The following is a 26,334-nucleotide window of genomic DNA, read 5'->3' as shown; positions in this document are numbered from 1 at the left end:
TCAACGACTTATGGCCGAGAATTCCCCAATGGTTATCCACAGGCTGTGCACACGCTGCGCACATGCTGTCCACCGGGATCCACAGGTTGTCCCGAGGCTCGTCCACCGGCGTTGTTGAGTCTCTGACCTCGGGGTCCGTATGGTTGGCCCTCGACCGCCGGCGATGGCCCCCGATCGACCGGCCCGGTCGGAGGAGAAGTGTCGCACCCCAGCAGTAGAGCTGGGGTTGGATCCGGCGCAGTGGAGGGGGGACCCGTGTCGGTCACCGACGACATGCGGGCAGAGCCACGCTCCGGCGGAGGCCAGCCACCCGCCCAGCGGGATGGCCAGTTCGACAAGACCCCGCCCCAGGACGTCGCCGCCGAGCAGTGCGTCCTCGGCGGCATGCTGCTCTCCAAGGACGCCATCGCCGACGTCGTCGAGATCCTCAAGACCAACGACTTCTACCGGCCGGTGCACGCCACCATCTTCGACATCATCCTCGACATCTACGGCAGGGGTGAGCCGGCCGACTCGATCACCGTCGCGGCGGCCCTCGCCGACTCCGGTGATCTGGTACGCATCGGTGGCGCGCCGTACCTGCACACACTCATCGCCAGCGTGCCCACCGCCGCCAACGCCGCGTACTACGCCCGCATCGTCAGCGAGCGGGCGGTGCTACGCCGACTGGTCGAGGCCGGCACGAAGATCGTGCAGCTCGGCTACGGCACCGCCAGCGGCGGCAGCCGCGACGTGGACGACGTCGTCGACCTCGCCCAGCAGGCCGTGTACGACGTCACCGAACGGCGGGTCAGCGAGGACTTCGCGATCCTCGCGGACATGTTGCAGCCGACGTTGGACGAGATCGAGGCGGTGGGCGCGACCGGCGGCATGATGACCGGCGTGCCGACCGGCTTCAGCGACCTGGACCGGCTGCTCAACGGCCTGCACGCCGGACAGTTGATCATCGTGGCAGGCAGGCCTGGTTTGGGTAAATCTACGGCAAGTATGGACTTTGCCCGAAATGCAGCTATTCGCGCCAACCAGGCCGCGGCCATCTTCTCGCTGGAAATGAGCAAGGTCGAGATCGTCATGCGGCTGCTCTCCGCCGAGGCGCGGGTGCCGCTGCACGTGCTGCGCAGCGGTCAGCTCTCCGACGACGACTGGACCAAGCTGGCCCGGTGCATGGGCGAGATCAGCGAGGCCCCACTCTTCGTCGACGACACGCCGAGCATGAACCTGATGGAGATCCGGGCCAAGGCCCGGCGGCTCAAGCAGCGGCACGACCTCAAGATGATCGTCGTCGACTATCTCCAGCTGATGACCTCACCGAAGCGCACCGAGAGCCGCCAGCAGGAGGTCGCCGACCTGTCCCGTGGCCTGAAGCTGTTGGCCAAGGAGGTCGAGTGCCCGGTGATCGCGGTCAGTCAGCTGAACCGTGGCCCGGAGCAGCGCACCGACAAGCGACCCCAGCTGTCCGACCTGCGTGAATCAGGCTGCCTCACGGCGGAGACCCGCGTGGTTCGAGCGGATGACAATACCGAGATCACGCTCGGTGAGCTGTTGTCCAGCGGCGCAAAGGACATCCCGGTCTGGGCGTTGGACGAGAGCCTTCGCTATACGCCTCGCACCATGACCCACGTCTTCCCGAGCGGCACTCGCGAGGTGTTCCGGCTGACCCTCGCGTCGGGCAAGCAGATCGACGCAACAGCGAACCATCCGTTCCTAGCGTTCACCGGCTGGTTGCCGCTCGGTGAGCTGTCGCCCGGAGATCGCATTGCTACGCCCAGACACCTACCGCCTCCCATGGTCACCCGCCCGTGGGTCGACGCCGAGGTGGTCATGTTGGCGCACCTGTTGGGCGACGGGTCCTTCGTGCGGCACCAACCCATCCGGTACGCAAGTTGTGATGAGCTGAACCTACAGGCCGTGGCGGAAGCAGCGAAGCACTTCGGGATCGCCGCCGTGCGCGACGACTATGCGGCTGCGAGTGTGACAACCCTCCGCCTGCCGGGGCCTTATCGCCTGGCTCGCGGTCGGCGTAACCCGATCGCGTCTTGGCTGGACGAGCTGGGTCTCTTCGGTTTGAGGTCACACGAAAAGTTCCTTCCTTCTGCTGTCTTCAGCCTGCCCAAGGAACAGATCACCAGCTTCCTGCGGCATCTCTGGGCCACGGACGGTTCGGTGACCGTCAACGGCACAGGCCGCGGAGGGCGCGTATATTTCGCTTCCACGAGCCGTCGAATGCTTGAGGACATCTCTCGACTGCTCCTCAGGTACGGCATCACAGCCCGGCTGCGGGCCGTACCAGTCGTAGGACATCGCCCTCAGTACACGCTCGACATCTCCGGTCGGGACGACCAGTTGAGGTTCCTGCGCGAGATTGGCGTCTACGGGCAACGCTCGGAGGGCTGCGCTGCTCTGCTTGCTGCTCTGGAGTCGACGGAGAGCAACACCAACGTTGACACCGTGCCGCGCGAGGTGTGGACCAGAGTCAAGGAAATTCTGGTCGAGCAGGGCATGACGCACCGTGAGTTCGCGAAGGCCATCGGCACCCAGTTCTGCGGCAGCACCCTCTGGAAGCATGCGCCCAGCCGCTCCCGGCTGGCGGCGATCGCCACCGTCCTCGACGCGGCCGACCTTGACCTGCACGCGACCAACGACATCTTCTGGGACTCGATCGTGTCCATCGAGTCGCTGGGTGAGCAAGAAGTGTTCGACGCAACTGTGCTTGGAAAGCACAACTTCATCGCCAACGGCATCGCCACCCACAACTCGATCGAGCAGGATGCCGACGTCGTCATCCTGCTGCACCGCGACGACTACTACGACAAGGAGTCGCCGCGGGCCGGGGAGGCGGATTTTATTGTTGCCAAGCATCGAAATGGACCCACCGACACGGTGACCGTCGCGGCTCAGCTGCACCTGTCCCGCTTCGTCGACATGGCCATCGGCTGAGCGACGCGCCCGCCTGTCGTCGGTCAGCCGAGCAGTGGGAACCAGCCTGCCGACTCACCCAGCTCCAGCCGGTCCCGGTCGGTCAGCGGTACGCGCCCGGTGGCCTTCAGTAGAAAGTCGTTGTCGTCCCACGCGGCGGGTCGAACGGTGTCGTCGCTGAGTAGGCCGTCCATTGTCGCTACCGCGACCTGTACGGCCAGTGGGCCGGGCGGCGGGGCGTCGGGCAGTTCCAGCGTCAGGTCCAGGTGGTGGACGGCGGCCTCGGTGGTCAGGGTGGCGAGGAAATCCGGTACGCGCAGCACGTGTCCCTGGGTGGTCACGTACCCGTCGGGGTTGGCTGACGCGGCGGCGCGGACCGCGGCCGGGGCGGTGTCCCGCCAGAGGTCGACGATCCTGGTCGGGCGGTCGAAGGCGGCAGCCGAGCGGCGGACCCACCAGGCATGGCGGGCGGCCTCGTCGTCGCCGCCGGGAAAGTCGCGCCAGTAGCTCACGTCGTCGACATCGGCAGGGCCGTCGACGGGGCTGGCCAGGGTGACGAGTGCCCGCTGGGCGTCGCCGAGCACGTGCAGGAGCAGGTCGGCGACGAGCCAGCCCCGGCAGCGGGTGGCCTGTTGCAGGCCGGAGTCGTCGAGGCGACCGACCACCGCTGTGATGCCGTCGTACGCCTGGGCCAGCGCCTCATCCGGTCGGATCGCGGTCATGCGATTGAGCCTCGCACGAAGCGTGGCGCGCGCCAACGATCAATGGCGCGGGCGGTGTGCCCGGGTCGACGCGTGATCGACCCGGGCGGAAGGTCGGCCCGGGGTCAGCCGAACATGTCGTCGAGGAAGCCCTTGCGCTTCTTCTGCCGGTAGTGGCCGTGGTAGCCGTGGTGCTGCTGCTGCTGGTGGCCGTAGGCCGGCTGCGGCGGGTAGCCGTGGGCGGGCGGCGGGGGCGGCGGGACGGTGCCGTAACCGGGCTGGTGCGGCGGGGGCGGCGGGGGTGGGTAGCCGGCCGGCTGTTGCGCGGGCTGCCCAGGCGCGCCTCCGGTCTGTTGGCGGCTCCAGTTGGCCTCCGCCTCGAACAGCTTCTCCAGCTCGCCGCGGTCCAGGAAGATGCCTCGGCACTCCCCGCACTGGTCGATGACGACGCCACTGCGTTCGTACTGGCGCATTTCTCCGCGACATTTAGGGCAGGTAAGGCTACTCATCGCCCGACGGTACCTGGTGTACCTATGCAGTTGCTGTGAGCGCCTCGGTGACTTCTTCGTCGGTCACCTCGTGGAAGTCGTCGTAGTAGGCGCTGACCGCGCCGAAGTCCGCGGGGCGTTGGGCGCAGACGACCTGGTCGGCCTCGGCGGAGAGTAGTTCGTACGCCTCCTGCGCGCCGACCGGGACCGCGACCACGACGCGGTGTGCCCCGAGTTGGCGGACGACCTCGACGGCGACGCGGGCGGTCGCGCCGGTGGCGAGGCCGTCGTCGACGATCACGGCGGTCCGCCCGGTGAGGTCCACCTGTGGGCGGTCGCCCCGGTAGAGCCGTTCCCGGCGCTCCAGTTCGGCCTGCTCCCGGTGACGGACCTCGGCGATGTCGTCGTTGCTGAGTCGGCTGGCCACCGGGTCGTTGAGCACCTGGACACCGCCCGGACCGAGTGCGCCGAAGGCGACCTCCCGGGCCCACGGCACGCCGAGCTTGCGGACGACAAGCACGTCGAGTGGTGCGCCGAGCCGTTCGGCGACGACCCGGGCGACCGGCAGGCCGCCCCGGACGAGGCCGAGGACGACGACGTCCGGTTCGCCGATGAGCGCGGTGAGCCGTTCGGAGAGCACCCGGCCGGCGTCGGCCCGGTCGCGGTACGTGGTCATGCCTTCAGGTCTACGCCCTGACGTGCCGTTCCGCCCGGAAGTTAGGTCGAAGTGCTCCGACCGGAGGGTTCGTCGGCAACGGTGGCGGCCGGTGTGTCGACCGGGCGGTGCAGGGCGGGGGCCCAGGTCAGCAGGGCCAACGGGTACAGCAGGTAGCCGAAGCGGGTGGTCGGCATGAGGGCGATGGCGGCGAGCAGCCCGTACGCGCAGATCAGCGCGGTGGCGACGGCGGTGCGGGGCGGGCGGCGGGCGAGCCGGACGGCGATGGCCAGTCCGGCGGCGATCAGCAGCCCGGCGGCGACCAGCCGGCCCGCGGGTAGCGCGTTGGCGATCAGGTAGCCGGGGAACGGGGACTGCGCGGGGCTGGTGACCAGCCCGTGGCCGAGGGGGAAGCGCAGCACGTTCTCGGTGAGGGCGTCGCGGTCCACCAGCAGCGCCGGCAGTAGTGCGGCGATGGGCAGGCCGATCGCGCCGACGGCGACCCGGGTGCCGGCGCGTCGGGTCAGGCCCCAGACGATCAGGACCAGGGCGACCGGCCAGGCGAACAACTTCAGCGCGCCGGCGAGTCCGACCGCGACGCCGGCCCGGCCGGGCCGGTCGGCGGCGGCGAACGCGAGGGCCAGCAGGCAGAGCGCGAGTACGGGTAGGTCGTCCCCGCCGGTGGCGAGGGTGAGGGCGCAGATCGGCAGTACGGTGGCGGCCTGCACACCGCGCAGCAGGGCGGCGTCCCGTCGGCGGGTCGCGGCGTTGGTGGCCTCGCTGGTGGTGGCCTGGCCGGCGGTGGCTTCGCCCGTGGTGGCCGGTGTTCGGCGCAGGGCGGCCACGGCCAGGGCGAGCGCCAGCGCGGTGCCGACCGCGAACCAGACCCGGGAGTCGGTCCACCAGGTGTCGAGCAGCGCCCTGGGCAGGCCGAACATCGCCATGCCGGGCTGGTACGGGGTGTAGCCCATCAGTTGCTCGCCCGGTGGCAGGGCGGCGATGGCGTCCGGTCCGAGGTACGGCGTGCCGTGTTCCAGGAGGCGGCTGCCGGCCTGCTCCACGACCAGCACCTCCTCCTGGGCCCGGTCGGTGCGCCCACCGGCCCGGTCGATGCTCTGCCAGGTCAGGGGCAGCAGTGTGGTGGTGGCCCAGGCGAGACCGGTGACCGCCCAGCGGGCTGGCAGACCGGTCAGCCGGGAGGTTGGAGAGCGTTGACGCAGCAGAAGCTGGGCGATCACCGTCAGCGTCGCGAGCAGGTAGCCGACGGCGGCGACCGCGCCCCAGGCGCGGTGCGGCAGCAGGGTGGACGTGACAGCTGTGATCGCCGCGAACGTGGCCGACACGGCGTAGAGGCCCAGGTCGAGGGCGAGCCCGCCGGCGGCGTTGTCGACAGAGCGCCAGTGCCAGCGACTGCGGTGGACGGTCGGGTCGTCGACGATCACGCGCGACAGTCTGGCAGACCGGGCTGCCCGCGCAGCGGGCCGATGCCTGCTCAGGCGGGCAGGTGTGGCTGGCGGTCGGGCCTGGAGCGGCCGGCCTGGCGGCGGTTCTGGCTCAACCGGATCACCGCCCCGGTGTCGTGCAGCGGCGCGGCGAGAGTGCCCGGTCGGCCGCCCGAGCCGCGTTGCATCGCCGCGAGCAGGGTGCCGGACGGCATCGGCCGGGCGAACAGATGCCCCTGGCCGGCGACGCAGCCCAACTCCCAGAGGGCCCGCCGCTGCGGCTCGCTCTCCACCCCCTCGGCCACCACGTCCAGGTCGAGGCTGCGACCCAGGTCGAGGGTGGAGCGGATGACGGCGGCGGCCTCCGCCGAACTCTCCATCGTCGTCACGAAGCTCCGGTCGATCTTCAGCTCGTGAACCGGGATTCGGGAGAGCAGCGAGAGTGAGGAGTAGCCGGTGCCGAAGTCGTCCAACGCCAACCGGACGCCCTCGTCGCGCAGTCGGCTGAGCACCCGGTCGACCACGTCGAGTTGGCTGAGGGTCAGCGTCTCGGTCAACTCCAGGATCAGCCGGTCCGGTGGTAGGTCGTGGGCGCGGAGGCGGGCCAGCACCGAGCCGGGGAACCGCGCGTCGAGCAGGCTGCGCGGGGACACGTTGACCGCGACCGGTACGTCGAAGCCGGCGTCGTGCCAACTCACCGCCGCGATCAGCGCCTGGTCGAGGATCGCTTCGGCGAAGGCCGGTAGCAGGCCCGACCGTTCCACCGCCTCCAGGAACCGCAGTGGGTCGATCAGGCCGTGGGTGGGGTGGTGCCAGCGGGCCAGGGCCTCGGCGCTGGTCACCTCACCGGTGCCCAGGTCGACGATGGGTTGGAAGTTGACGACGAACTCGTGGTCGGCGACCGCGCGCGGTAGGTCACCGCCGAGGGTGAGGCGCCCGAGGTCGGCGGTGTCGCGGGTCGGGGCGTACGTGGAGATCCGCTGCCCGGCTCGCTTCGCCTGGTACATGGCCACGTCGGCGCGGCGCAGCAACTCGGCCATGCCGCCGTTGGACGGGGCGGCGGAGATACCGCCGCTGGCTTCGACGCTGATGCGCATGCCGTCCAACTCGAACGGCTCGTGCAGGGCGGCGAGCAGCGTCTCGGCCCGGTGCGCGGCGACCGCCGGGGCCGGCAGACCGCGCATGAGTACGGCGAACTCGTCGCCGCCGAGGCGGGCCACCAGGTCGCTCGGCTGGGCAGCAGCCCGCAACCGGTCGGCCACCTGCACCAGCACCTGATCGCCGGCGGCGTGCCCGAGCGTGTCGTTGACCTCCTTGAAATGGTTGAGGTCGATCAGCACCAGCGCGGTCACCCCTTCGGCATGGCGGGTGCTCAACTGTTCGGTGCCCTCGTCGAGGAGGTGCCGGCGGTTGGCCAGGCCGGTCAGTGCGTCGTGCGAGGCCGCGTACGCGTGCTCTCCGGCGACCCGGGCCAGTTCGGCGTACGCCTGGGCGTTGCGGACGGCGGTGCAGAGAGCGGAGGCGAAGGTGCGCAGGGTGTACTGCTCCCGTTCGGAGAGCTGCACCGGGCCGCGGAAACGCAGTCGAAGCATGCCGACGTCGACCGTCCGGTCATGGCCTTCCAGCGGTGCCAGGACGATCGTGCCGTTCACGTCGGTGGGCGTGCCGGGGGGGCCGTCGAAGGTGATGCCGCCGGTGCCGCCGCGTACGGTGCGGCTGCCGTCGCTCAACTCGATCTCGACCTCGTCGGCGGAGAACAGCTCGGCGGCCTGGGTGACGGCGGTGGTGAGGACGTCGTCGAGGTCGACCACGTTGAGCGCGTCGGTGGTGCGGGCGAGCCGCTGCCACGCCTGTTGCTCGGTGCGGCCTCGGATGCGCGCGGAGTAGGCGAGGTGCAGGCTCAGGACCAGGGGTGGCACGGCGAGCAGGAGCCGCGGGTCGATCCGGATGATCAGCAGCGTGCAGGCCGCGACGGCGAACCGCACGGCGAAGCCAGCGAGCCGAAGGTCGAGGTTGCTGCGGAAGTGCTTCGCGATCCTGGTCTGAGAGGCGAGCGCGATGACTGGGATGGCGAGCACGTCGTCCAGGAGTGCCGCGACCAGGTAGGCGAGGGCCAACGGCCCCAGCAGCATCAGGGGGCCCGTTTCCGTGGGCGGCCAGGTCCAGGTCGTCATCGCGAGTGCCGTGCCGGCGCCCCAAGCCACGATGACGTTCTTGCCGATACCGAAAGCCAGCTTTATCGGTGTGAGGCGAATCGAGGCGAGGGCGATCCCGACAGCGGTGCAGAGCACGACTACCGACGTTGGCGCGATGGCTGCACCGACGATGATCGCTGTCTCGTTCCAGCTGATCGACTGGGTCGTCGACCGGATCCGTACACGGGCCTTGACCAGCGTGCCCAACGCGATCATGAGCGTAAGCATGACCAGGACCGCAGCGTCGTTCACCGTCTCCGGCTTCGCCGAACTCAACGCGGCCGGGAATGACGTGGCGACGATGACGGCGGCAACAACGACGACGAGACCGACGAGCAGCAACAACCGCCGATCGGTCTCAATCTCTCGTCGTTGAGGAAGGGTCATGCCGCTCCCGGAGGACTGCCTGCGCGTTCTCGCAGCCTACTGCTCGGGCCCTTAGAAGTCCTGTGTCGAACTTGTCAGTTCCAGTCGGTGCCACGCATCGCGTTGCCCCCTTCTCCCGCTGCGTCAATGGGAGTACCTGTCCCCGATGGGGAGGTCTTCCTCCGAAAGGCAGCTTAAGAGTCGGAAGGGCAGGCTAGAAGAATTATATGTCGGTATGCGCAACATTAGCCAAGTTGAAGCCCGTTTATTACGTTCTGTCCATCGTTACTGAACGGAGTGCGGTCGAGCTTGCCGGCGATGGATTCAAGTGGCACCTTGCAACTGCGGACGGTATCCGACGAGGTTATGGGACGCGTTATTCCTTGAGTCTGAGGCTCTTTGAGGAGTTGCTTCATCCGGAGTTTGGTCAGGCGTAAGGGCGGCATGGGCAGAGTTGGCGCGGTCGTAGACGCCCAGCGAGGGCAGGTAATGGGTGACAGCCTTCGCCACGGTCGTTGGCGACAGGTGGATAATCGCGTTTCAGCAGGCTGGGATGCAACTTGCGGCCGGCACCGTGCCCGTCGCGGACCGGCATTCGCACCGCTCCGCGCGTCACTCTTGGACACCCCACGGTCGCTCGTATCGCCCCGTGAGCGGAACACCACGCCACGGGGTCGTACACTCCGTTGCGTGATCGGCTGAATACCTGATAGGGCTGGCGGGGGCGGGTGGAGATTCGGGTTCTGGGCGGCCTTTCGGTGCAACTCTCCACCCACACGCTGCGCCTTGGCACACCCAAACAGCAGACAATCCTCGCGATGCTCACCGTTGCGCCCGAACGCCTTGTGACAGTGGACGACCTCGTCGATGAGCTATGGGCCGATCGCCCACCGCGATCGGCAGTAGCTAATGTGCGCACCTACGCCGCCAACCTGCGCCGGGCTTTCGAGGCTTTCCCGGCCGGGCGCGGTGCCATCGAGCGCCAGCGCAGCGGCTATCGGCTCGTGGTCGCCCCGGAACGGGTCGACGTCTTCCGCTTCGAGTTGGAGCGGAACGCGGGTCGGGAAGCGCTGACCGGGGGCCACCTCGACCATGCCCGTGAACTGCTGGGGCGCGCCCTGGCTCGGTGGCGGGGACCGATGCTCGCCGGCGTACCGCTCGGGCCCGTCCTCACCTCCCGAACTGTTGCAGCCGAGGAGGAGAGGCTGTTGACAGTGGAACTTCTTGCCGACGTACAACTGAGATCGGGCCGCGACCACCTGGCAATTGCCCTGTTGCGGGAGGTGGTGGCTCGCCATCCTCTGCGCGAGCCGGCCTACGTCCTGCTCATGCGTGCACTGCACGAGCGCGGGGACAACGCGGGGGCGCTGGCGGTGTACGACGAGATTCGATCAACGCTGACCACGGAGTTGGGTGTCGGCCCCGGGGGCAATCTCGAGGAGTTGCGCCGTTCCATCGTCACGGCCATGTCACGCCCCGGTTCGGCGCGTACCGCCGTACGGCTTGGCGGACCTGACCGGGCGCGCCCGCCAGCGGGCGTGGCGGTCAGCGCGGCAGCGGAGCCGGCGGCTCAGCTCAACCCGGTGGATCACCTTCCCCGAGCTGTCACCGACTTCGTCGGGCGAGCGGACGTGGTGGTGCGGATTCTCACGGAGACCCGGCGGGTCGAGGAGCGGGTGCCGGCCGTACACATCATCGACGGCATGGCGGGCAGCGGGAAGACGGCCCTCGCCGTGCACCTCGCCCGTCGGTTGTCCGCCTGGTACCCGGACGCCGCCTTGTTCATCGACCTGGGCGGGCACGGTGACAAGAACCGGATCGAGCCGGCGGGTGCTTTGTTCACCCTGCTCCGACAGCTCGGGGTACCGGCCGACCGGGTTCCGGTGGAGTTCGACGACAGGGTGAAGTTGTGGCGACAGGAGTTGGCCCGGCGCCGGGCAGTGGTGATCCTCGACAACGCCGCGAGCAGCGAGCAGATCATGCCCCTGCTGCCGGCAGAGCCGACCACCGTTGTGTTGGTCACCTCGCGACGGCGGCTGTCCCACCCGGATGCCGGGCCGTCGCGGACGTTGCCGGTGATGAGCCCGCAGGAGAGCGTGGATCTGCTCCGCCTGAGCGTCGGTCGGGACCGGGTCGATGCCGAGCCGGATGCCGCCGCCGAGGTGGTACGCCGGTGCGGGTATCTCCCACTGGCAATTCGGTTGGCCGGGGCGAGACTGGCGCATCGGCGCGGCTGGCGGTTGGCGGACCTGGTCGAGCAGATGGCTGGCGACGCTCCGGTGCTGCACCATCTCGCTCAGGAGGAGAGCACTGTCACCGGGGCCTTCGCTGCCTCCTATGAACCGCTTGCACCTCCGACCAAGCGGGTGTTCCGATTCCTGGGCCTGTACCCCGGCAGCCGCTTCGGCGTGCCGGCGGTCGCCGCACTCACCGATTTGACGATCGCGGAAGCTCGCGCGGCGCTCGACGACCTCGTGGACCGGAACCTGGTCGAGGACCTGGACTCGACGCGATACCGACTGCACGACCTCATGCGGCAGTATTCCATCGAGCTGTGTTCGCGTACCGACTCCGCGAGCGACCGAAAGGCCGGGCTGGCTCACCTGTTCGACTTCACTCTGGCGGTGGCGTTGAGGGTCGCCAAGACGCTGGAGCTCAACGACCTGGAATCTCGCGTCACACATCTCCCGCTCGGGCGACCTGAGTTGGTCGACGCTATCGGGGAGCCCACTGCTGACTGGTTGGAAGCGGAGCGGACGGACCTGGTGACGATGGTGGGGGCAGCGCTCGATGAGGGCTTCCACGAGCATTCGTGGCGGCTGGCCCGTGCCCTCTGGCGATTCTGTTACATCCGCGGATACTTCGAGGACATCATCACGACCCACCGGCAGGCGCTGACCGCAGCGGACGCATCCGGGGACGTCGGTGCATCGGCATTGATGAACAACTACCTCGCTTCCGGATATATCCGGACTGGCGACAACCGGGAAGCACTGCACCATCTGACCCGCGCTGTCGCCCTCTCCGAAGACTCGCGGGACGTGCTCAGGACCGCGCGGTACCGCGCCAATCTCGCTGCTGTCTATTACTGGAGCGGCAACCTGACTGGAGCGGTTAGGGTCGGTTTTGAGCGCCTGCGTGACTACAAGGGATACGGCAAAGCCAAGGTGCCGATGGCGCTGCCGAACCTCGGCATGGCACTCACCTCGCTGGGGCGCTACGAGGAGGCGTTGCGCCTGCATCGCCTGCACCTGGCCTGGGCCCGGACGAACTCCGACGTCTTCCACACACTCAACGCCCTCAGCCACATCGGCGCCGTACGCCTCCGAATGGGTGACCTTCCGCAGGCGATCCGCATTCTCCTGGCCTCCTTGGCCCTCCGCGATCGCACCGGCCACCGGTACGCCGAGGCTGAGGTGCGCAACGACCTCGGGATCGCCTATCGGGGTCTGGGTCGACTGGTGGAGGCCCAACAGGAGCACGAGTTGGCTCGGAAGCTGTCGATCGGTTCGGGGGAGCGACACGTCGAGGCGGCTGCGCTCAACGAACTCGGCCGTACCCTGCTGGCGCAGGGGCGGGGCGGCGAGGCGTTCGAGGTGCACCAGGAGGCGTTGCGGCTGGCTACTCGGATCGCACATCCCCACGAGCAGGGTCGGGCGTTGGCCGGGCTCGCCGAACACTTCGCCCGCACCGACCCGGCCGAGGCGCGACGTCACTGGGAGCGGGCGTTGGCGATCTTCCGGCGGATGGGAGTGCCGGAGCGCTTCGAAGCCGGACGTCGCCTCGCCGAGTTGACCGGGGCGGCAGTGTCCGCGGAGCGCTGACCAGCCTGAACGGCGTTTATCGATTTCTTATCGGCAGGCCCGGTAACTTACCGGCCGTATCGACGAACGGGGGAGGTTCTGCCCCTGGGCAGAACCGGGTCGTCGGCACACGCCCGCTGCCGGGTCCCCCCAGCGACCTCGGCGGCGGGCTGGTGAGGGAGGAGCGGCGTCGGGGCCGTTGCGCCGTCAGCACCCGGTGCGGTCGCCAGCGTGACGCCGCTCCTTCCGGCCGCCGTCTTACCGCACCGATAGGCTCACGACCGTGACCGAACCCGCGCAGCTCAGCCACGTCGATCGCGCCGGCGCGGCCCGCATGGTCGACGTCTCCGCCAAGGCGGTGACGGGTCGGTTGGCCGTGGCGGCCGGCCGTCTGCGGACCACGCCCGAGGTCATCGACCTGTTGCATCGCGACGGGCTGCCCAAGGGTGACGCGTTGGCCGTCGGACGGCTGGCCGGGATCATGGGGGCCAAGCGCACTCCTGACCTGATTCCGCTCTGCCACCCGATCGCGCTGCACGGCGTCACCGTCGACCTGCGGCTGACCGCCGACACCGTGGAGATCACGGCCACCGCCCGCACGGCGGACCGGACGGGGGTGGAGATGGAGGCACTGACCGCGGTTGCTGTCGCCGGTCTCGCCCTGGTCGACATGGTCAAGGCGGTCGACCCGGCGGCCTCGGTGGAGGCGGTCCGGGTGCTGCGCAAGGAGGGCGGCAAGACCGGCGAGTGGGTTCGGCCGGAGGACCGGCCGTGATCCGGGCTCGGGTGATCGTCGCCTCCAACCGGGCTGCGGCCGGTGTCTACGCCGACACCAGCGGCCCGCTGCTCGTCGCCGGGTTGCGTGAGCTGGGCTGCCAGGTCGACGACCCGGTGGTGGTGCCCGACGGCGAGCCGGTCGGCGACGCTCTGCGGGCCGCCCGCGCTGACGGTGTCGACGTGGTGCTGACCAGCGGCGGCACCGGAGTGACCCCGACGGATCGGACCCCGGACGTGACGCGCGGCCTGCTGGATTACGAGATCCCTGGCGTCGCCGAGGCGATCCGGGCGCACAGCCGTGATCGCGTGCCGACGTCGGTGCTGTCCCGGGGCCTGGCCGGGGTCATCGGTCGGATGCTGGTGGTCAATCTGCCCGGCTCGACCGGCGGTGCCCGGGATGGCCTGGCCGTTCTCGGGCCGATCCTCGGCCACACCGTCGACCAGCTCCGTGGCGGAGACCACTGACCGCTCCGCACGACGGGACCACTGACCGCTCCGCGGCGAGCACTGACCGGTGCGCGCCAGGCCCGGGCGGGTGTCGGTCCGGGCCGATAGGCTCGGTCGGTGAGCACGGAAACCGCACCCACCGCGGATCGGGTCACCGCACCCCCGCCAGCCGGGTGGGAAGAAGCCCGTTCGCGGGTCTACGCGGTCGGTCTGGCCGCCGCGCTGCCCGCCGCCGCCCGACCACTTGCCGACACCGACGGGTCGACACTGGCCGAGCCGTTGACCACCCGCACCGACCTGCCGGCGTTCCCGACCTCCAGCGTGGACGGCTGGGCCGTGCGCGGCCGTGGGCCGTGGCGCGTCGTCGGCCGGGTCCTGGCCGGCAGCACCCCCGCTCCGCTCACCGAGGACGACACCACTGTCGAGATCGCGACCGGCGCGATGGTGCCCGAGGGCGCCACCGCCGTGCTCCGCGTCGAGGAGTCCGCCGTATCCACCACCGGCCTGGTCAGCGGCGTTCCCCGGGAGACGCCCGAGTGGCGCAAGCCCGGCGAGGAGGCGTACGCCGATGAGGAGTTGTTGCCGGTCGGCACGCCGGTCGACCCGGCGGTGATCGGCCTGGCCGCCGCCTGCGGGCACGACACGCTGCGGGTCCGGCGGGTGCCGCGCGCCGCGCTGCTGGTCTTCGGCGATGAGCTGCTGACGGCGGGTCCGCCCGCGGCCGGTCGCATCCGGGACGCGCTGGGCCCTGCGGTGCCGGCCTGGCTGCGGCGCTACGGCTGCCAGGTCCGCTCGTCCGACGTGGTCGGCCCGGTGGCCGACACGCTGCCCGCGCACGTGGCGGCCCTACGCTCGGCGCTTGGCCACGCCGATCTGGTCTGCACCACCGGCGGCACGATGAACGGTCCGGTCGACCACCTGCACCCGACCCTGGAGGCGCTCGGCGCCGACTACGTCGTCAACACGGTGGCGGTTCGCCCGGGCTTCCCGATGCTGCTGGCCCGGCTGACCGGACCCGACGGGCGAGCCCGGTTCGTGGCCGGGCTGCCGGGCAACCCGCAGTCCGCCATCGTTGCGCTGGTGTCGCTGGTCGCCCCGCTGCTCGCCGGCCTCCAGGGCCGGTCGATGCCGGTGTTGCCGCAGGTCACGTTGGCCGAGGCGGTGCCCGGTCGAGGTGACCACACCCACCTGGCGTTGGTCCGACTGGACCGGTCCGCCGGCGTCGCGTTCCCGGTCCGTCACGTCGGCTCGGCGATGCTGCGGGGCCTGGCCGGCGCGGACGGGTTCGCGGTCATCCGACCCGGCACCCGCGGTGAGCCGGGCGACCGGGTGCCGATCGTGCCACTGCCGTTGTTTCCCGGGGAGCGTGCGTCGTGACCGCACCAGCGATCACCTTCGGCGAGGTCACCGACCAGCCGCTCGATCTCGCCACGCACGAGGCGGCGGTCGCCGACCGGCGGGCCGGCGCCGTGGTGTCGTTCCAGGGCGTGGTCCGCGACCACGACCACGGTCGCCAGGTCACCAGCCTGGAGTACGAGGGCCACCCGAGCGCCGCGCAGGTGCTGCGCGAGGTGGCCGCCGAGATCGCCGCAGAGCCCGACGTCTACGCGGTGGCGGTCTCGCACCGGGTGGGCCCCCTGGCGATCGGTGACGTCGCGCTCGTCGCCGCGGTGAGCACCGCGCACCGGGCGGCGGCCTTCGCGGCATGCGCCCGGCTGGTCGACGAGGTCAAGGCGCGACTGCCGATCTGGAAGCGGCAGGTCTTCACCGACGGCACCGAGGAATGGGTCAACTGCCCCTGACGTTCAGCGGCGGCCGTTGACCACCACGGCGCGGGCGAGCCGGTCGCCGTAGAACGCCGGTTCCGCGCCGGGGCGCCAGGGCAGCGCGGCGACCAGGACGATCAGCGCGAGCGCGAGCGAATTCTCCATCAGCGCCCCGAACAGACCGTCCTGGTAGTGCGACATCTCCGGCAGTTGGTGTTCGTACGGCCAGATCGGGGAGATCAGGAAGAGCAGGTAGAGCCCGATCGCGGCGAAGCCGTGGCGGAGCCCGGTCAGCGTCGGGTACCAGATCGGCGGGCGCAGCCCGTTGACACCGGGTAGTCCGCCGAACACCGGCCCCTGGCCGGTGCGCTGCGGCATCCCGCGGCTCGCCTCGCGGCGACGCACGGCGGCGTCGGCCAGCACGATGATCGCCGGGATCACCCAGACCAGGTGGTGCGTCCAGGAGATCGGGCTGATCACGTTCGCGGTGAGACCCACCAACGTGAAGGCGGTCAACTCGTCACCGTCGGCGCGGGAACTGGCCGCCCGGGACAGGCCCAGCGCCAGGACCAGCACCGAGAAGGCGAGCCACAGCAGCCCCGGGGTCTCGATCGAGTCGTACAGCCGGGCGAGTAGGCCGGCGAGGGACTGGTTGGGCGTCATGTCCGCCGCGCCGACGCGTTCGGTCTGCCACAGCACACTGCCGAAATAGGTCCGCGACTCGTCCCCGACGATCGCGAAGGTCCCCAACGTCACGCCGATGGTCGTGCCGATGGCGGTGGCCGCCACCCGCCACTGACGGGTGATCAGCAGGTAGGCGATGAACAGCGCCGGGGTGAGCTTGACCGCCGTGGCGAGGCCGATACCGGCTCCCGCCCAGGCGCCGCCGTAGATGAAGCGCAGCAGCGGCCCGTCGGTGGCGGCGTAGTGGGTGCCCCGGCGGGACCGCCAGCGAAGACCGATCAGATCAGCCATGATCAAGGCGAACAGCAGGATGTTGACCTGGCCGTAGCCGAGCGTCTCCCGACCTGGCTCGATGGCGACCGCGAGCGGCACCGCCAGGGCCACCGTGAACCACAGTGGCCATCCCAGTCGGTCCACGATGGGTCGGAGCAGCCCGGCCAGCACCAGCGCCAGGGCGGCGATGCTGGCAGCGGCGTTGACCAGGCCGGCCGCACCGATCGGCAGCTGCGCCATCGGCAGCATGACCAGCCCGGCGAAGGGCGGGTAGGTGAACCCGAGTGTGGTTTCGGGCGCGATGAACTCGTAGAGCTCGTGACCGCTCGCCCACCACACCACGGCACCGTGGTAGATCTTCATGTCGAAGAAGTTGTACGGCCGCCCGAAGGCACCGATGGCAAGCCATGCGGCATAGGCGACGGCGGCCACTATGGCGCCCCGTACGACGTTCCTGCGATCGATCCCGCGAGCCACGCGGTCGATCCCGCGTGTCACACGTTGGATTGGGGCGAGGCGGTCCGCCCGTCTACCGACATCCGTCGGCATGGCGTGGCCACCCCCGTACCAAGGTCGTCCTACCCGTCCAGGTCCTGCACGGAGCCTAGAACGGCGCCTCACGTCAGTGCCTCCCGCGTTATGCGACCGTGTCCGATCCCACACATGTTTTTGACATTTCCACCGCGTTAACGCCTACCGGGTGGTTCAGGTAATTCGCGGCCTTAGCGAGGGGTGGGGGTGGGACGGAGACGGATCGACGCAGGTCAGCCGGGGAGTCGACGTGCGGTGGACGCGGAGCGGACGGCGATCCGGGCCTCGCGGCGGGCGGTTCGGACGGCGCGTTGCATGGAACGTCGAGAGTGGCCGATGCGATGGCCCGTCCGCCACCGCAGACCCGGCTTGCCGCCGGTGTCCGCGGCGGCGAGGAGCAGACCGCCGAGGAGCCCGAGGTTCTTCAGGGCATGAATCTGGTTGTTGTTCTTGGCGATCGGGTCGTCGTTGTTCCAGAAGGGATGCCCGGCGACGGTCACCGGCACCAGCGTGCCGGCCAGAACCAGCGCAGCGGGTCGGCTGAACCGGCCGGTGGCCAGCATCAGACCGGCACCGACCTGCACAGCCGCGTTGAGCCGGATCAACGTCTCGGTCTCGGTGGGGAAGCTCGGGTGTGCCTTCTTCAGCATCGGCGCGACCTTGTCGGTCACCGGTTTGGCGGCCACCGCGAGCCGGCCGGGGTCGCGTAAGTTGCGATACCCGCTGACCACGAAGATGCCGCTCAGCATGGCGCGGGCGAGGGAACGTACGGGCGTCATGGATCAGTCATACCCCCTCGCGACGTTTGCTACCCCGTCAACCGCAGGATCGGATTGGTGTTCGTACACGTACGCCACGCCGAATCCAGCGACCGTCACGGATGGACGGGCGCTGGCGGGTAACGTCGCGCGGGTGACCACGCTGCGGCTACGCCCCGAGGACCCGGCCGATGCCGGCCCGGTCCGCCGCGTACTGGCCGCCGCCTTCGCTCGTCCGGACGTCACGACGCCGCCGGAGGTCAGCCTGGTCGACGAGCTGCGCGACACCACCGCCTGGTTGCCGGAGTTGGCCATGGTCGCCGAGTACGGCGGTGAGGTGGTCGGCTACGCGCTGCTCACCCGAGTGCGGCTGCGGCCGGAGCGAGGCTCGGACGTGCCGGTTCTGGCCCTCGGCCCGGTGGCGGTCGCGCCGCACCGACAGCGTGTCGGGCACGGCGCGGCGGTCGTGCAGGCTGTCCTGGATGCCTCCACCGAGTTGGGTGAGCGGCTCGTCGTCGTCCTCGGTGCCCCGGTCTTCTACCGCAGGTTCGGGTTCGGCCCGGCGAGTGAACTGGGCCTGACCAGCCCTTGGGCCGGCCTCGGTGAGCCCTGGCAGGCGCTGGTGCTGCCGCCGTCCACCAGCGAGGAGGGCCCCCCGCCTCGCGGTGAGGTGCTTTTCCCGGCCCCCTGGTCAAAGGTCTGACCGGGCCTCAGGCTGGCTGCGTCCGCAGGTACCGGCCGAAGTGCGGGACGGTGAAGGCGACAGTGCCCCGCTCACCGGAGTAGATGAGCCCCTTCTTGATCAGCGCATCCCGGGCCGGAGACAGACTGGCCGGCTTGCGGCCGAGGGCACGGGCGATCTCCGCGGTGGGCACCGCGGCGTCCATGTCGTCGCGGACGACCGCGCCGGGCTCGCCCTCGACCGCGGACATCATGGCCATCGCCCGCATGTACTCGCGTTCGGCGGGAGTGGCCCGTTCGAACCGGGAACCGAAGAACCCGACCGCCAGCTCGGCCTCCGCCTCGGGAGCGGCCACCCGCACGTCGGCGGCGGTGATCGGCGAGCGTGGCGCGTGGTCCCAGGTGGCCTTGCCGTACGCCTGGACGAAGTAGGGATAGCCGCCGGACTTCTCGTAGAGCAGGTCGAGCGCCTTCTGCTCGTACTCGACCTCCTCGCGCTCGGCGGGCGCGCAGAGCGCCCGGTCGGCGGCGATCCGGTCGAGCCGGTCGATGCGTTGATAACGGAACAACCGTTCGGAGTACGACTTGGCGGCGCTGAGCACCGCCGGCAGGTGCGGAAGACCGGCGCCGACGACGATCAGCGGAGCGCCGAGCTGGGACAGCTCGTGGCAGGCGGCGCAGAGCGCGGACACGTCCTCCGGGCCGAGATCCTGCATCTCGTCGATGAAGATGGCGATGCCGGTGCCGACGTCGCTGGCCACGGCGGCGGCGTCACTGAACAACTCGACCAGGTCGATCTCGATGTCGCCGGAGTCGGCCCGACCGCTGGCGGCCGGCACGTCGATGCCGGGCTGCCACCGGTCGCGCAGCTTGGTGGCGGCACCGGCCCGGCCGGTCGGGTTGGACCGCTGGGCGAACGCCTTGAGGACGCCGAGGAACGCGTCGATGCGGTCCGGTGCGCGGTGTCGGGGGGCCAGCTCCCGGACTGCCATGTGCAGTGCGGCGGCGACGGGTCTGCGCAACGACTGGTCCGGTCTGGCCTCGATCTTGCCGCTGCCCCAGAGCCGGTTGATCGCCTGTGACCGGAGCGTGTTGAGCAGAACCGTCTTGCCGACGCCCCGCAGCCCGGTGAGCATGAGGCTGCGCTCGGGTCGGCCCCTGGCAATGCGCTCGAGCACGATGTCGAAGACGTCCAGCTCTCGCCCCCGCCCGGCAAGTTCGGGCGGACGCTGACCGGCGCCCGGCGCGTACGGGTTGCGGACCGGATCCACGCATCGCAGATTATCGGGCCGTCTAGCTGCGAGGCTAGACATGGATAGATGGGGCTACCGGCGTGTCGAGACCGTCGACCACAAACTAGGGCTGTCTAGCGTCCACGCTAGACAGCCCTAGTTTTGGCAATCGGACCAACAGGCCTCAGCGCTCCTTCAGACAGAGCACGTAGTCGAACAGGTCGACCGAGTTGTCGTGCACATAGTTCGCGGTCGCCTGCGGCGCGAGCATCTCGCACCGGTCGCCGTCGGTGGTCGCCGGAATCCGCAGCAGCACCTGATAGGTGTTCGGGCCGCAGGGCACCTTGCGGAGCTCCGCGTCGCTCTCAGTGCCGTCGTTCACCACGCAGTCACCCCTGGCGAACTCCGGGCCCGGAGTCGGGGCGGCCGACGTCGGAGCGTCGCTGGGCAGCGCGGGTGGAACGCCCGGGGCACTCGTCGACGGGGTACGCGCCGCGTCACTGCCAGCGTCGGCCACCTTCCAGACCGCCCATCCGGCCAGGCCGAGGCACGGACAGAGCACGAGCAGCACCACCACGGTAATGATCAGAGCAACGTTGCGGCCGGTCTTCTTCGCGGGCGCCACGGGCGGCATCCCGTAGCCGCCGGGAGGCTGCTGACCCCAGGGCGCGGGTGGCTGCCCCGGTGCCGGCCCGGCCGGCTGACCGGGCATCGGACCCGCCGGTGGGTACGGCCCGGCCGGTGGGAACGGCCCGGCCGGTGGGAACGGCCCGGCCGGTGGGAACGGCCCCGCTGGCGGTGTCGAGCCGGCGGGTGGATACGGGCCGGACGGCGGTGTCGGACCCGCTGGCGGGTACGGACCGGGCGGTGGGTAACCCGGGCCCGAGGTGGGCGGCGGCGCCCACATCGGCGTGGTCGGCGGCTCCGGATCGGTGGGCGGTGGAGCCCACATGGGTGCCGTCGGTGGCTCCGCGCCAGCCGGTGGCGGACCCCACTGCTGCCGGGTCGGGTCGTCCGCGGGCGGCGGCGGGGTGCTGCGCAGGGGCACCGTCTCATCGACTGGTGGTGAGCTGTCAGGCCCGGCGGGCGGGCGCTGGTACGGATCGTCCGGCTGGTCGGAACCCGCAGGTCCGTAGGTCGTCATGTCATCCCCGGGGGTGGGTGGTCTCAGCGTTGCTTGAGGCAGAGGACGAAGTCGAGAGTGTCCAGCTCACTGTCGAAGAAATACCAGTTGGTGTAGCCCTCGACCTTGGCGCACTTGGCCTCGGCGTCCCGCTCGCCGCTGGTCGGGCCGTCGATCCGGCTCAGCACCTCGTACGACTTCGCAGCACAGCCGCTGATCAGCAGCTTCGGCTTGCCACCGGCGGTGCCGTCGTTGCGGACGCACTGGCCGACCTTCGCGAACCGGGGATCGGCCGACGACTCCGGCGCGGCCGCGCTCGGCGCGGGCTCGACCGCGTCCGCGCTGGGCTCACCGGCAACGGCCGAGTTGCTCGGCGCGGCTGCCGGCACCGGGTCGCTCTGCCCCCTGCGCAACCAGAACGCCCCGGCGGCGGCCACCACCAGCAGCACGACGGCCAGTACCGCGATCAGTGGCCCCCGACTGCGCCGGCTCGGTGCCGGATCATCGCCGTACGGGTCGTCGGGCCGGTACGGCTGCCCGCCGTACGTCGGGGTCGGCTGGTACGGGCCGCCGTACGGCGGGCGGGGCTCGTGGCCGTAGGGCGGAGCCGTGCCGCCGCCGTAGGGCGCGTCGGGCGTCGCACCGTAGGGCGGGGTGGGTGGGCCGCCGTACGCCCCGGGTCGTCCCTGCGGTGCGGGCGGGTACGACGGGACCGCCGGCGGGTAGGGCTCCGCCGCGGGCGGGTAGGGCTGCTGCGGCGGTCGACCGGGCGTCTCGTCGGGCCTTTGCCCACGCCACGGCCCCGGGTGGCCGCTCCCCGGTTGTCCGTAGTTCGTCATGCCGCCCTCCTGCACGAGTGGTGAGAGGCCGGCCACCAAAGCGCGACGCGGGCTCCGGGGTCACCGTAGCGTGGTCCACTGATGAGCTCACCTCCACCGAGCGCCACGGCCCTCTCCGGCCGTCGTGCCAACAGCACACCGACCCTGATCTGGACCGCGTTGATCGTGGTCTACGTGCTTTGGGGGTCGACCTATCTGGCCATCCGGATCACAGTGGAGACGATGCCTCCGCTGCTGTCGGCCGCGCTCCGCTTCGCCGTGGCCGGCGTGGTCTTGGCGGTGGTGCTGCGACTGCGTCGAGGCCCCGGCGCGCTGCGGGTGGACCGACGGCAACTCGGCTCGGCCGCCTTGGTCGGGGTGCTCCTGCTCACCGCCGGCAACGGCCTGGTGGTGCTCGCCGAATCAGGGCCGCCGGGAGTGGCGCTGCCCTCCGGTATCGCCGCGCTGCTGGTGGCCACGGTGCCGCTGCTGGTTGTGCTGTTGCGCTCGGCCACCGGGGACCGGCCGCCGATCTTGACGTTCGCCGGGGTCACAGTGGGCTTCGCCGGCCTCGTCCTGCTGGTGCTGCCGAGCGGCAGTTCGGCAGCGGTGCCCCTGGTCGGGGCGTTGACGGTGGTGGCGGCGGCCACCTCCTGGTCGGTCGGGTCGTTCCTGTCCGGACGGATCCGGATGCCCGCCGACCCGTTCGTGGCCACGGTGTACGAGATGTTGGCCGGCGCGCTGGTGCTGCTGGCCCTCGTCGCCGGTCGGGGCGAACTGGCCGACTTCCACCCGGCGGCGGTGAGCACCCGGTCCTGGTTGGCGTTGGGCTACCTCATGGTGGCCGGCTCGCTGGTGGCCTTCACCGCGTACGTCTGGCTGCTGCACAACGCGCCGATCTCGCTGGTGTCGACGTACGCCTACGTGAACCCGGCGGTCGCGGTGGCGCTCGGCGCGCTGCTGGTGGCCGAGCCGATCACCCCGCAGGTGCTGCTCGGCGGTGCCGTCATCGTCGCCGGGGTCGCCGTGGTGGTGACCACCGAACGGCCGCGTCGGGCGGGCACGGGATCACGATCGGGGGACACGCCGGCATCACGATCGGGGGACACACCGGCGCGCGACCGCCAGTAACGTCCGGCCCGTGTCGGCCGCCGCGCTGGTGTCGATCGCGCTGCTCGGCGCGATGGTCGGCCTCGTCGTACCCCTGGTGTCGCGGTGCTTCGTCACCGCGGCCGCGCGGCCACCGGCGTTTCCACTGCCGCAGCCGGTCCGGCGGCCCCGGGTCGACTCGGTGGTGGCGGCCGGCGTCTTCGCCGGCCTTGCCGTCGCCGTGGGTGACGACCCGGCGCTCCCGGCCTTCCTCGCGGTCGCGGCGGTCGGTCTGGTGCTGGCGCGGGTCGACCTGGCCTGCCTGCGGCTGCCCGACCCGCTGGTCCTCGTCGCCGGGCTGCTGGCCATCGGGGGGCTGACCACAGCGGCACTGCTGTCCGGCGCTCCCGGCCGGCTGCTCGGCGCGCTGGCAGGTGCGGTCGTCGCGGGAGCGGCGCACGTGCTGTTGGCCCTGCTGCCCGGCTCACGGCTGGGTTTCGGGGACGTGAAACTCGCCGCCGTCCTCGGCCTGCCGCTCGGCTGGTTGGGGTGGGACGCCCTGCTGACCGGGCTGCTCCTGCCGCACGTGCTGCACGGCGGTCTGGTGCTCGCCCTGCTCGTCACCCGAAAGGTGCACCGGACCACCCTGCTACCCCTCGGCCCGGCCCTGCTGGCGGGCACCTGGCTAGCCACCCTCCTCCCCTAATACGGCAGCCGCCATTCGGGATCATGGCTGGAGTTCAAGGTTAAGGCGTCGGGTGTGGTGGGCTTGTCGGGCTCGGGCTTGATGCTGGCGGCTCCAGTCTGACCAGCGCAGACGGTGGGTGAGGTTGCGGATCGGCTTGAGGACGAGGGTGTTGATCAGGCGGCGGATCTCGTTGACCGTCAGCTTGATCAGTCCGGTGTCGGCCGGGTTGTCGTTGGCGGCGTCGGCGGCGCAGATCGCCAGGACGGCGAGAGCGGCCAGGGCGAGGGTGGTGAACCGGTGCCAGGAGTCCCAGCGGCGAACCTGGTGCTGGTCGAGGCCGACCTGACCCTTGGCGGCCTGGAAGCTCTCCTCGACCGTCCAGCGGATGCCCGCGACCCGCACGAGGTGGGCCAGGGTAGCCGGGCGTGGGGTCCAGCAGCGGTAGAAGGCCAGCTCACCGGTGGTGTTGTTGCGGCGGATCAGCAGGCTGTGATTGCCGCCGTCGTCGGGATCGGCGTCGGTGGTGACCTCATCCAGCCAGGCCCAGTCGTAAAACGCGGGCGTGGTCCGCACCGCGGGCGGTGACGTGCTCCTGGCGGCCAGCGCCGCTCACCGCCGGCTCCGCCTGGCCGACGCCTAAGCAACCTGCCCGGGGCGGTGTGCGACAGGTGCTACGTGTCCACCTGGTCCGGCGGCAGACCCCCGCCGGGCTGTGCCACCTCGGGCCAGTCCTCCACGTGGGCGAACATCGCCCGTGCGGGCGCGTGCTCGCCGCGCGCGGCCGCCGCGGCGACGGCGAGCGCCGTGCGCCGGGCGGACCCGCGCCCGGCGCGCTCCTGCAGGGCGCGCCGGTCGCGGTCATCCCATCCCGCTCGGGCGGTGGCCAGCCGCCCGAGCGGCCTCGCCGGCGACCGCCGTGGCGACCAGGCGGCGGTGCTCGGCGTGCCGGCGGGCCGGGATCGGCGGCGTCACGTCACCGGCGAGCGCCTCGTCGAGTAGCCACTTGAGGTAGCCGCACGGGTGGTCGGGGGCGTCCAGCAGCCCGCGGCCGCCAGGCGTCCGCCGCACCCAGGCGTCCAGCATCTCGGCCGTCCAGTCCCGACTCAGCGCCGCGCCCAGCGTGGCGGCCACCCGGGGCAGGCTTCAGGCTAAGAAAGGTTGGTGGTCAGCGAGGGGATCTGGCGCGGTGGGTGCGGGGAGCCGACAACGAGGGTGGGGAGGCGGAACGGCGTCGGTCCTCGGGGGTGCGGGGGGCGTGGGTAGGGGCGGTGTCGCGGGGGGTGCGCAACGCTGCCGCTTGCGCGATTTTCGTGGTGCTGGTTGGTGTCGGGTGGTTGTTTGGGGCTGCGGCTTGTCCTGGTGAGATCCCTAAGTTGTGCGCTGGATTCGATGTTGACTGGTTCAGCAGGGAGGGCAGGTATGCGCCGGTCATGATGGCACTGGTGGTGGGTGGGGCTGCTGCAGAATTCTCCACCGACGACGCGGCGGCCAGGAGAGTTTTCAGAGAGGCGGCGTCCACGGTTTGGTGAGTTCGGTTCGGGGTTTCCCGCGACTGCGAGGTGGTTGGCTGGCTTGCTTTGGAAGGGCCAGGCAGGGCAGTCGATTCTGCGGCTGCGGCTACCGCCACGGAGGCCTTCCACTCGCCATGTTTGAGCAGCCTAAGCCCCCCCTGCGGAGTAGGGGCAGTCATCTCATGTGCCTGCAACCGCTCGGTGAACGGCGAATCCGGATCCAACTCGGGATATTGCCGCAGCATGTTAATCCTTCTGCCGAGGGGGACCGAGGTGCCGTCGACGAGCACCGATTCCGCACCCATCGGCGGGGCCGCGCGCGGCCCGTGCTGCTGCAAGTAGAGGTCCAGTGCCGCAGCGAGCTTGGGCGCCCACCACTCATCGGGCGTAAGGACCCTGATCTTTTGTGGAGGATGAGTGAGTAGCCCATGTGCCTGTAGCCGCGCGGCGAACTGCGAACGCGGATCCAACAGCGCCGGATTGTGCCGTAACCTGCTCAGGTATGCACCGAGTAGCACGGGTAGGGCACCAGTCCTGACGTTCCTCTCCTCTTGTCTTTTCGGCGGGGGGGCAGCGGCCCCATGTTCTGCGTAGTAGTCGTCTAACGCTCGGGCTTTATCCGCGTCAGTGTCGGCCACCGCGCCTCCCTCGTCTTGTCGAGTCCCGCCTTGGGCCGAGGCCACTGCGGTGGACCTCTGTTCTACGCGTTATACGCTTCCCGGTTCACCCAGCCTTAGGATGCGGTCCAACAGCGAAGGGCCGCCGGACTGCGGGCGCTTATGTTGATCGATGAGATGGTGGGCTGGCGGGCAGGGTTGGATGATCTGTTGGCGCGGTTCGGGCGCGCGGAGCCGCGCCGGCAGGCGCGTCCTGGTGGTCGACGACGTCGCCGAGCGCCTGCCCCAGCCGGCGCATCGCGTGATCGACGCGGTCCCTGGTGGGCTATCGGCAGTGGATCCGGCGTAGCGCGGCGGCTCTGACCAGCGTTGTCGTTGTCTTTGGGCCGTTTACTGTCGGGAGGACCGTCCGGACATCAGCCGGCGCGCGTGCGGGCGCCCCGGCCCATTCCTGCCGGTGCGCCCAACTGGGATGACGGTGCGGGGTCAGCTCGGCTGGTCGCCGGTTCGGTTCATCCCGCGCACCACGAACGCCTCTTCACGCACTTCGCCCCGGCCACAGCGACGAAGCACCGACCCCACCGACCGCGGCCGTTTCAACATCATCCGGTAAGGCCGAGGATGGTGGATGGCCTGTTCATGTCGCGGTTGGCTCATCGGGTGGCTTCGGTGAGGTTGGTGCGGCCGGCTTGGCGCAGGGCGTTGATCGCGAGGTTGCGTAGCGAGGCCAGTACGCGTGGTCCGGAGCGGGTGCGGACGCGGGAGTGGTCTTC

Annotated in this window: 20 protein-coding genes and 1 pseudogene; 9 read left to right on the top strand and 12 right to left on the bottom strand. The window is 70.4% G+C overall.

Translation table 11 applies throughout. The features are described 5' to 3' along the window. Nucleotides 1–240 precede the first annotated feature (240 nt). Entirely contained in the window at nucleotides 241–2,937 is a 2,697-nt protein-coding gene (locus tag ACIBEF_RS27130; RefSeq protein ID WP_396795998.1) for a replicative DNA helicase, read from the top strand. Between the two features lie 23 nt (nucleotides 2,938–2,960). Here the strand turns inward: ACIBEF_RS27130 and ACIBEF_RS27125 are convergent, their stop codons facing one another. The 5 genes from ACIBEF_RS27125 to ACIBEF_RS27105 all read right to left on the bottom strand — a co-directional run bounded on the left by ACIBEF_RS27125 (nucleotide 2,961) and on the right by ACIBEF_RS27105 (nucleotide 8,784). Next, a complete protein-coding gene (locus ACIBEF_RS27125) occupies nucleotides 2,961–3,638 on the bottom strand; it encodes a maleylpyruvate isomerase N-terminal domain-containing protein (RefSeq protein WP_396795996.1) in 678 nt (225 codons plus the stop codon). Nucleotides 3,639–3,742: 104 nt separating this feature from the next. Further along, the gene (locus ACIBEF_RS27120; protein WP_396795995.1) at nucleotides 3,743–4,126 is read right to left on the bottom strand and encodes a zf-TFIIB domain-containing protein; all 384 of its coding nucleotides are present in this window, start codon (nucleotides 4,124–4,126) and stop codon (nucleotides 3,743–3,745) included. A 22-nt stretch (nucleotides 4,127–4,148) separates the two neighbouring features. Beyond that, nucleotides 4,149–4,781, bottom strand: a complete 633-nt coding sequence (locus ACIBEF_RS27115) for a phosphoribosyltransferase (protein WP_357227162.1) — start codon at nucleotides 4,779–4,781, stop codon at nucleotides 4,149–4,151. A gap of 41 nt (nucleotides 4,782–4,822) precedes the next feature. Continuing rightward, on the bottom strand, nucleotides 4,823–6,202 hold the full coding sequence (locus ACIBEF_RS27110; protein WP_396795992.1) for a glycosyltransferase 87 family protein: 1,380 nt from the start codon (nucleotides 6,200–6,202) through the stop codon (nucleotides 4,823–4,825). 50 nt (nucleotides 6,203–6,252) lie between these two features. Beyond that, complete coding sequence (locus ACIBEF_RS27105) at nucleotides 6,253–8,784, bottom strand: putative bifunctional diguanylate cyclase/phosphodiesterase (protein WP_396795991.1); 2,532 nt, start codon at nucleotides 8,782–8,784, stop codon at nucleotides 6,253–6,255. Nucleotides 8,785–9,491: 707 nt separating this feature from the next. Between ACIBEF_RS27105 and ACIBEF_RS27100 the strand changes: the two genes are divergently transcribed. The 5 genes from ACIBEF_RS27100 (at nucleotide 9,492) to ACIBEF_RS27080 (ending at nucleotide 15,592) form a co-directional block, all read left to right on the top strand. Beyond that, nucleotides 9,492–12,587, top strand: coding sequence for a BTAD domain-containing putative transcriptional regulator (locus ACIBEF_RS27100; protein ID WP_396795989.1), 3,096 nt, complete (start codon nucleotides 9,492–9,494; stop codon nucleotides 12,585–12,587). A gap of 262 nt (nucleotides 12,588–12,849) precedes the next feature. Then, complete coding sequence (moaC, locus tag ACIBEF_RS27095) at nucleotides 12,850–13,341, top strand: cyclic pyranopterin monophosphate synthase MoaC (RefSeq protein WP_088987073.1); 492 nt, start codon at nucleotides 12,850–12,852, stop codon at nucleotides 13,339–13,341. After that, a complete protein-coding gene (locus ACIBEF_RS27090; RefSeq protein WP_393218764.1) occupies nucleotides 13,338–13,808 on the top strand; it encodes a molybdenum cofactor biosynthesis protein B in 471 nt (156 codons plus the stop codon). Before moaC ends, ACIBEF_RS27090 begins: the two co-directional genes overlap by 4 nt. A gap of 99 nt (nucleotides 13,809–13,907) precedes the next feature. Continuing rightward, the gene (locus ACIBEF_RS27085) at nucleotides 13,908–15,167 is read left to right on the top strand and encodes a molybdopterin molybdotransferase MoeA (RefSeq protein ID WP_396795987.1); all 1,260 of its coding nucleotides are present in this window, start codon (nucleotides 13,908–13,910) and stop codon (nucleotides 15,165–15,167) included. Next, nucleotides 15,164–15,592 carry a molybdenum cofactor biosynthesis protein MoaE gene (locus ACIBEF_RS27080; protein WP_130405760.1) on the top strand — a complete coding sequence of 143 codons (429 nt, stop codon included), beginning with the start codon at nucleotides 15,164–15,166 and terminating at the stop codon, nucleotides 15,590–15,592. The genes ACIBEF_RS27085 and ACIBEF_RS27080 overlap by 4 nt, the downstream gene beginning before the upstream one ends. Before the next feature lie 3 nt (nucleotides 15,593–15,595). Here the strand turns inward: ACIBEF_RS27080 and ACIBEF_RS27075 are convergent, their stop codons facing one another. Next, a complete protein-coding gene (locus ACIBEF_RS27075; protein ID WP_357201814.1) occupies nucleotides 15,596–17,062 on the bottom strand; it encodes a glycosyltransferase 87 family protein in 1,467 nt (488 codons plus the stop codon). A 215-nt stretch (nucleotides 17,063–17,277) separates the two neighbouring features. After that, entirely contained in the window at nucleotides 17,278–17,823 is a 546-nt protein-coding gene (locus tag ACIBEF_RS27070) for a DoxX family protein (protein WP_357201811.1), read from the bottom strand. 133 nt (nucleotides 17,824–17,956) lie between these two features. On the opposite strand from ACIBEF_RS27070, the gene ACIBEF_RS27065 reads away from it, so the two are divergent. Next, nucleotides 17,957–18,505: a GNAT family N-acetyltransferase gene (locus tag ACIBEF_RS27065; protein ID WP_396795984.1), complete on the top strand. Its 549-nt coding sequence runs from the start codon at nucleotides 17,957–17,959 to the stop codon at nucleotides 18,503–18,505. Between the two features lie 7 nt (nucleotides 18,506–18,512). On the opposite strand, the gene ACIBEF_RS27060 is transcribed toward ACIBEF_RS27065, so the two are convergent. The 3 genes and pseudogenes from ACIBEF_RS27060 to ACIBEF_RS27050 form a co-directional block, all read right to left on the bottom strand. Further along, nucleotides 18,513–19,754: an ATP-binding protein gene (locus ACIBEF_RS27060; RefSeq protein ID WP_091396677.1), complete on the bottom strand. Its 1,242-nt coding sequence runs from the start codon at nucleotides 19,752–19,754 to the stop codon at nucleotides 18,513–18,515. 145 nt (nucleotides 19,755–19,899) lie between these two features. After that, the gene (locus ACIBEF_RS27055) at nucleotides 19,900–20,349 is read right to left on the bottom strand and encodes a hypothetical protein (protein ID WP_396796021.1); all 450 of its coding nucleotides are present in this window, start codon (nucleotides 20,347–20,349) and stop codon (nucleotides 19,900–19,902) included. 533 nt (nucleotides 20,350–20,882) lie between these two features. Continuing rightward, a pseudogene (locus ACIBEF_RS27050) lies at nucleotides 20,883–21,368 on the bottom strand (hypothetical protein); the annotation flags it as partial. A 390-nt stretch (nucleotides 21,369–21,758) separates the two neighbouring features. On the opposite strand from ACIBEF_RS27050, the gene ACIBEF_RS27045 reads away from it, so the two are divergent. Continuing rightward, the gene (locus tag ACIBEF_RS27045) at nucleotides 21,759–22,787 is read left to right on the top strand and encodes an EamA family transporter (protein WP_396795983.1); all 1,029 of its coding nucleotides are present in this window, start codon (nucleotides 21,759–21,761) and stop codon (nucleotides 22,785–22,787) included. Between the two features lie 10 nt (nucleotides 22,788–22,797). Continuing rightward, nucleotides 22,798–23,451: a prepilin peptidase gene (locus ACIBEF_RS27040; protein ID WP_396795982.1), complete on the top strand. Its 654-nt coding sequence runs from the start codon at nucleotides 22,798–22,800 to the stop codon at nucleotides 23,449–23,451. Between the two features lie 21 nt (nucleotides 23,452–23,472). Here the strand turns inward: ACIBEF_RS27040 and ACIBEF_RS27035 are convergent, their stop codons facing one another. Next, on the bottom strand, nucleotides 23,473–24,006 hold the full coding sequence (locus ACIBEF_RS27035) for a hypothetical protein (protein WP_396795981.1): 534 nt from the start codon (nucleotides 24,004–24,006) through the stop codon (nucleotides 23,473–23,475). A 285-nt stretch (nucleotides 24,007–24,291) separates the two neighbouring features. After that, nucleotides 24,292–24,564: a hypothetical protein gene (locus ACIBEF_RS27030; RefSeq protein ID WP_396795980.1), complete on the bottom strand. Its 273-nt coding sequence runs from the start codon at nucleotides 24,562–24,564 to the stop codon at nucleotides 24,292–24,294. Between the last annotated feature and the right edge of the window lie 1,770 nt (nucleotides 24,565–26,334).

It is taken from the genome of Micromonospora sp. NPDC050795, from assembly GCF_044456785.1.
Taxonomy (GTDB): domain Bacteria; phylum Actinomycetota; class Actinomycetes; order Mycobacteriales; family Micromonosporaceae; genus Micromonospora.
The sequence above is the reverse complement of the archived record's forward strand: the minus strand, read 5'-3'. Positions and strand labels throughout refer to the sequence as shown.

Bases quoted from the DNA above. Each gene is read 5' to 3' on its own strand.
- ACIBEF_RS27075 (WP_357201814.1), bottom strand. From the start codon at position 17,062: ATGCCGACGGATGTCGGTAGACGGGCGGACCGCCTCGCCCCAATCCAA.
- ACIBEF_RS27045 (WP_396795983.1), top strand. From the start codon at position 21,759: ATGAGCTCACCTCCACCGAGCGCCACGGCCCTCTCCGGCCGTCGTGCC.
- ACIBEF_RS27055 (WP_396796021.1), bottom strand. From the start codon at position 20,349: ATGCCGCCCGTGGCGCCCGCGAAGAAGACCGGCCGCAACGTTGCTCTG.
- ACIBEF_RS27115 (WP_357227162.1), bottom strand. From the start codon at position 4,781: ATGACCACGTACCGCGACCGGGCCGACGCCGGCCGGGTGCTCTCCGAA.
- ACIBEF_RS27105 (WP_396795991.1), bottom strand. From the start codon at position 8,784: ATGACCCTTCCTCAACGACGAGAGATTGAGACCGATCGGCGGTTGTTG.
- ACIBEF_RS27070 (WP_357201811.1), bottom strand. From the start codon at position 17,823: ATGACGCCCGTACGTTCCCTCGCCCGCGCCATGCTGAGCGGCATCTTC.
- ACIBEF_RS27120 (WP_396795995.1), bottom strand. From the start codon at position 4,126: ATGAGTAGCCTTACCTGCCCTAAATGTCGCGGAGAAATGCGCCAGTAC.
- ACIBEF_RS27125 (WP_396795996.1), bottom strand. From the start codon at position 3,638: ATGACCGCGATCCGACCGGATGAGGCGCTGGCCCAGGCGTACGACGGC.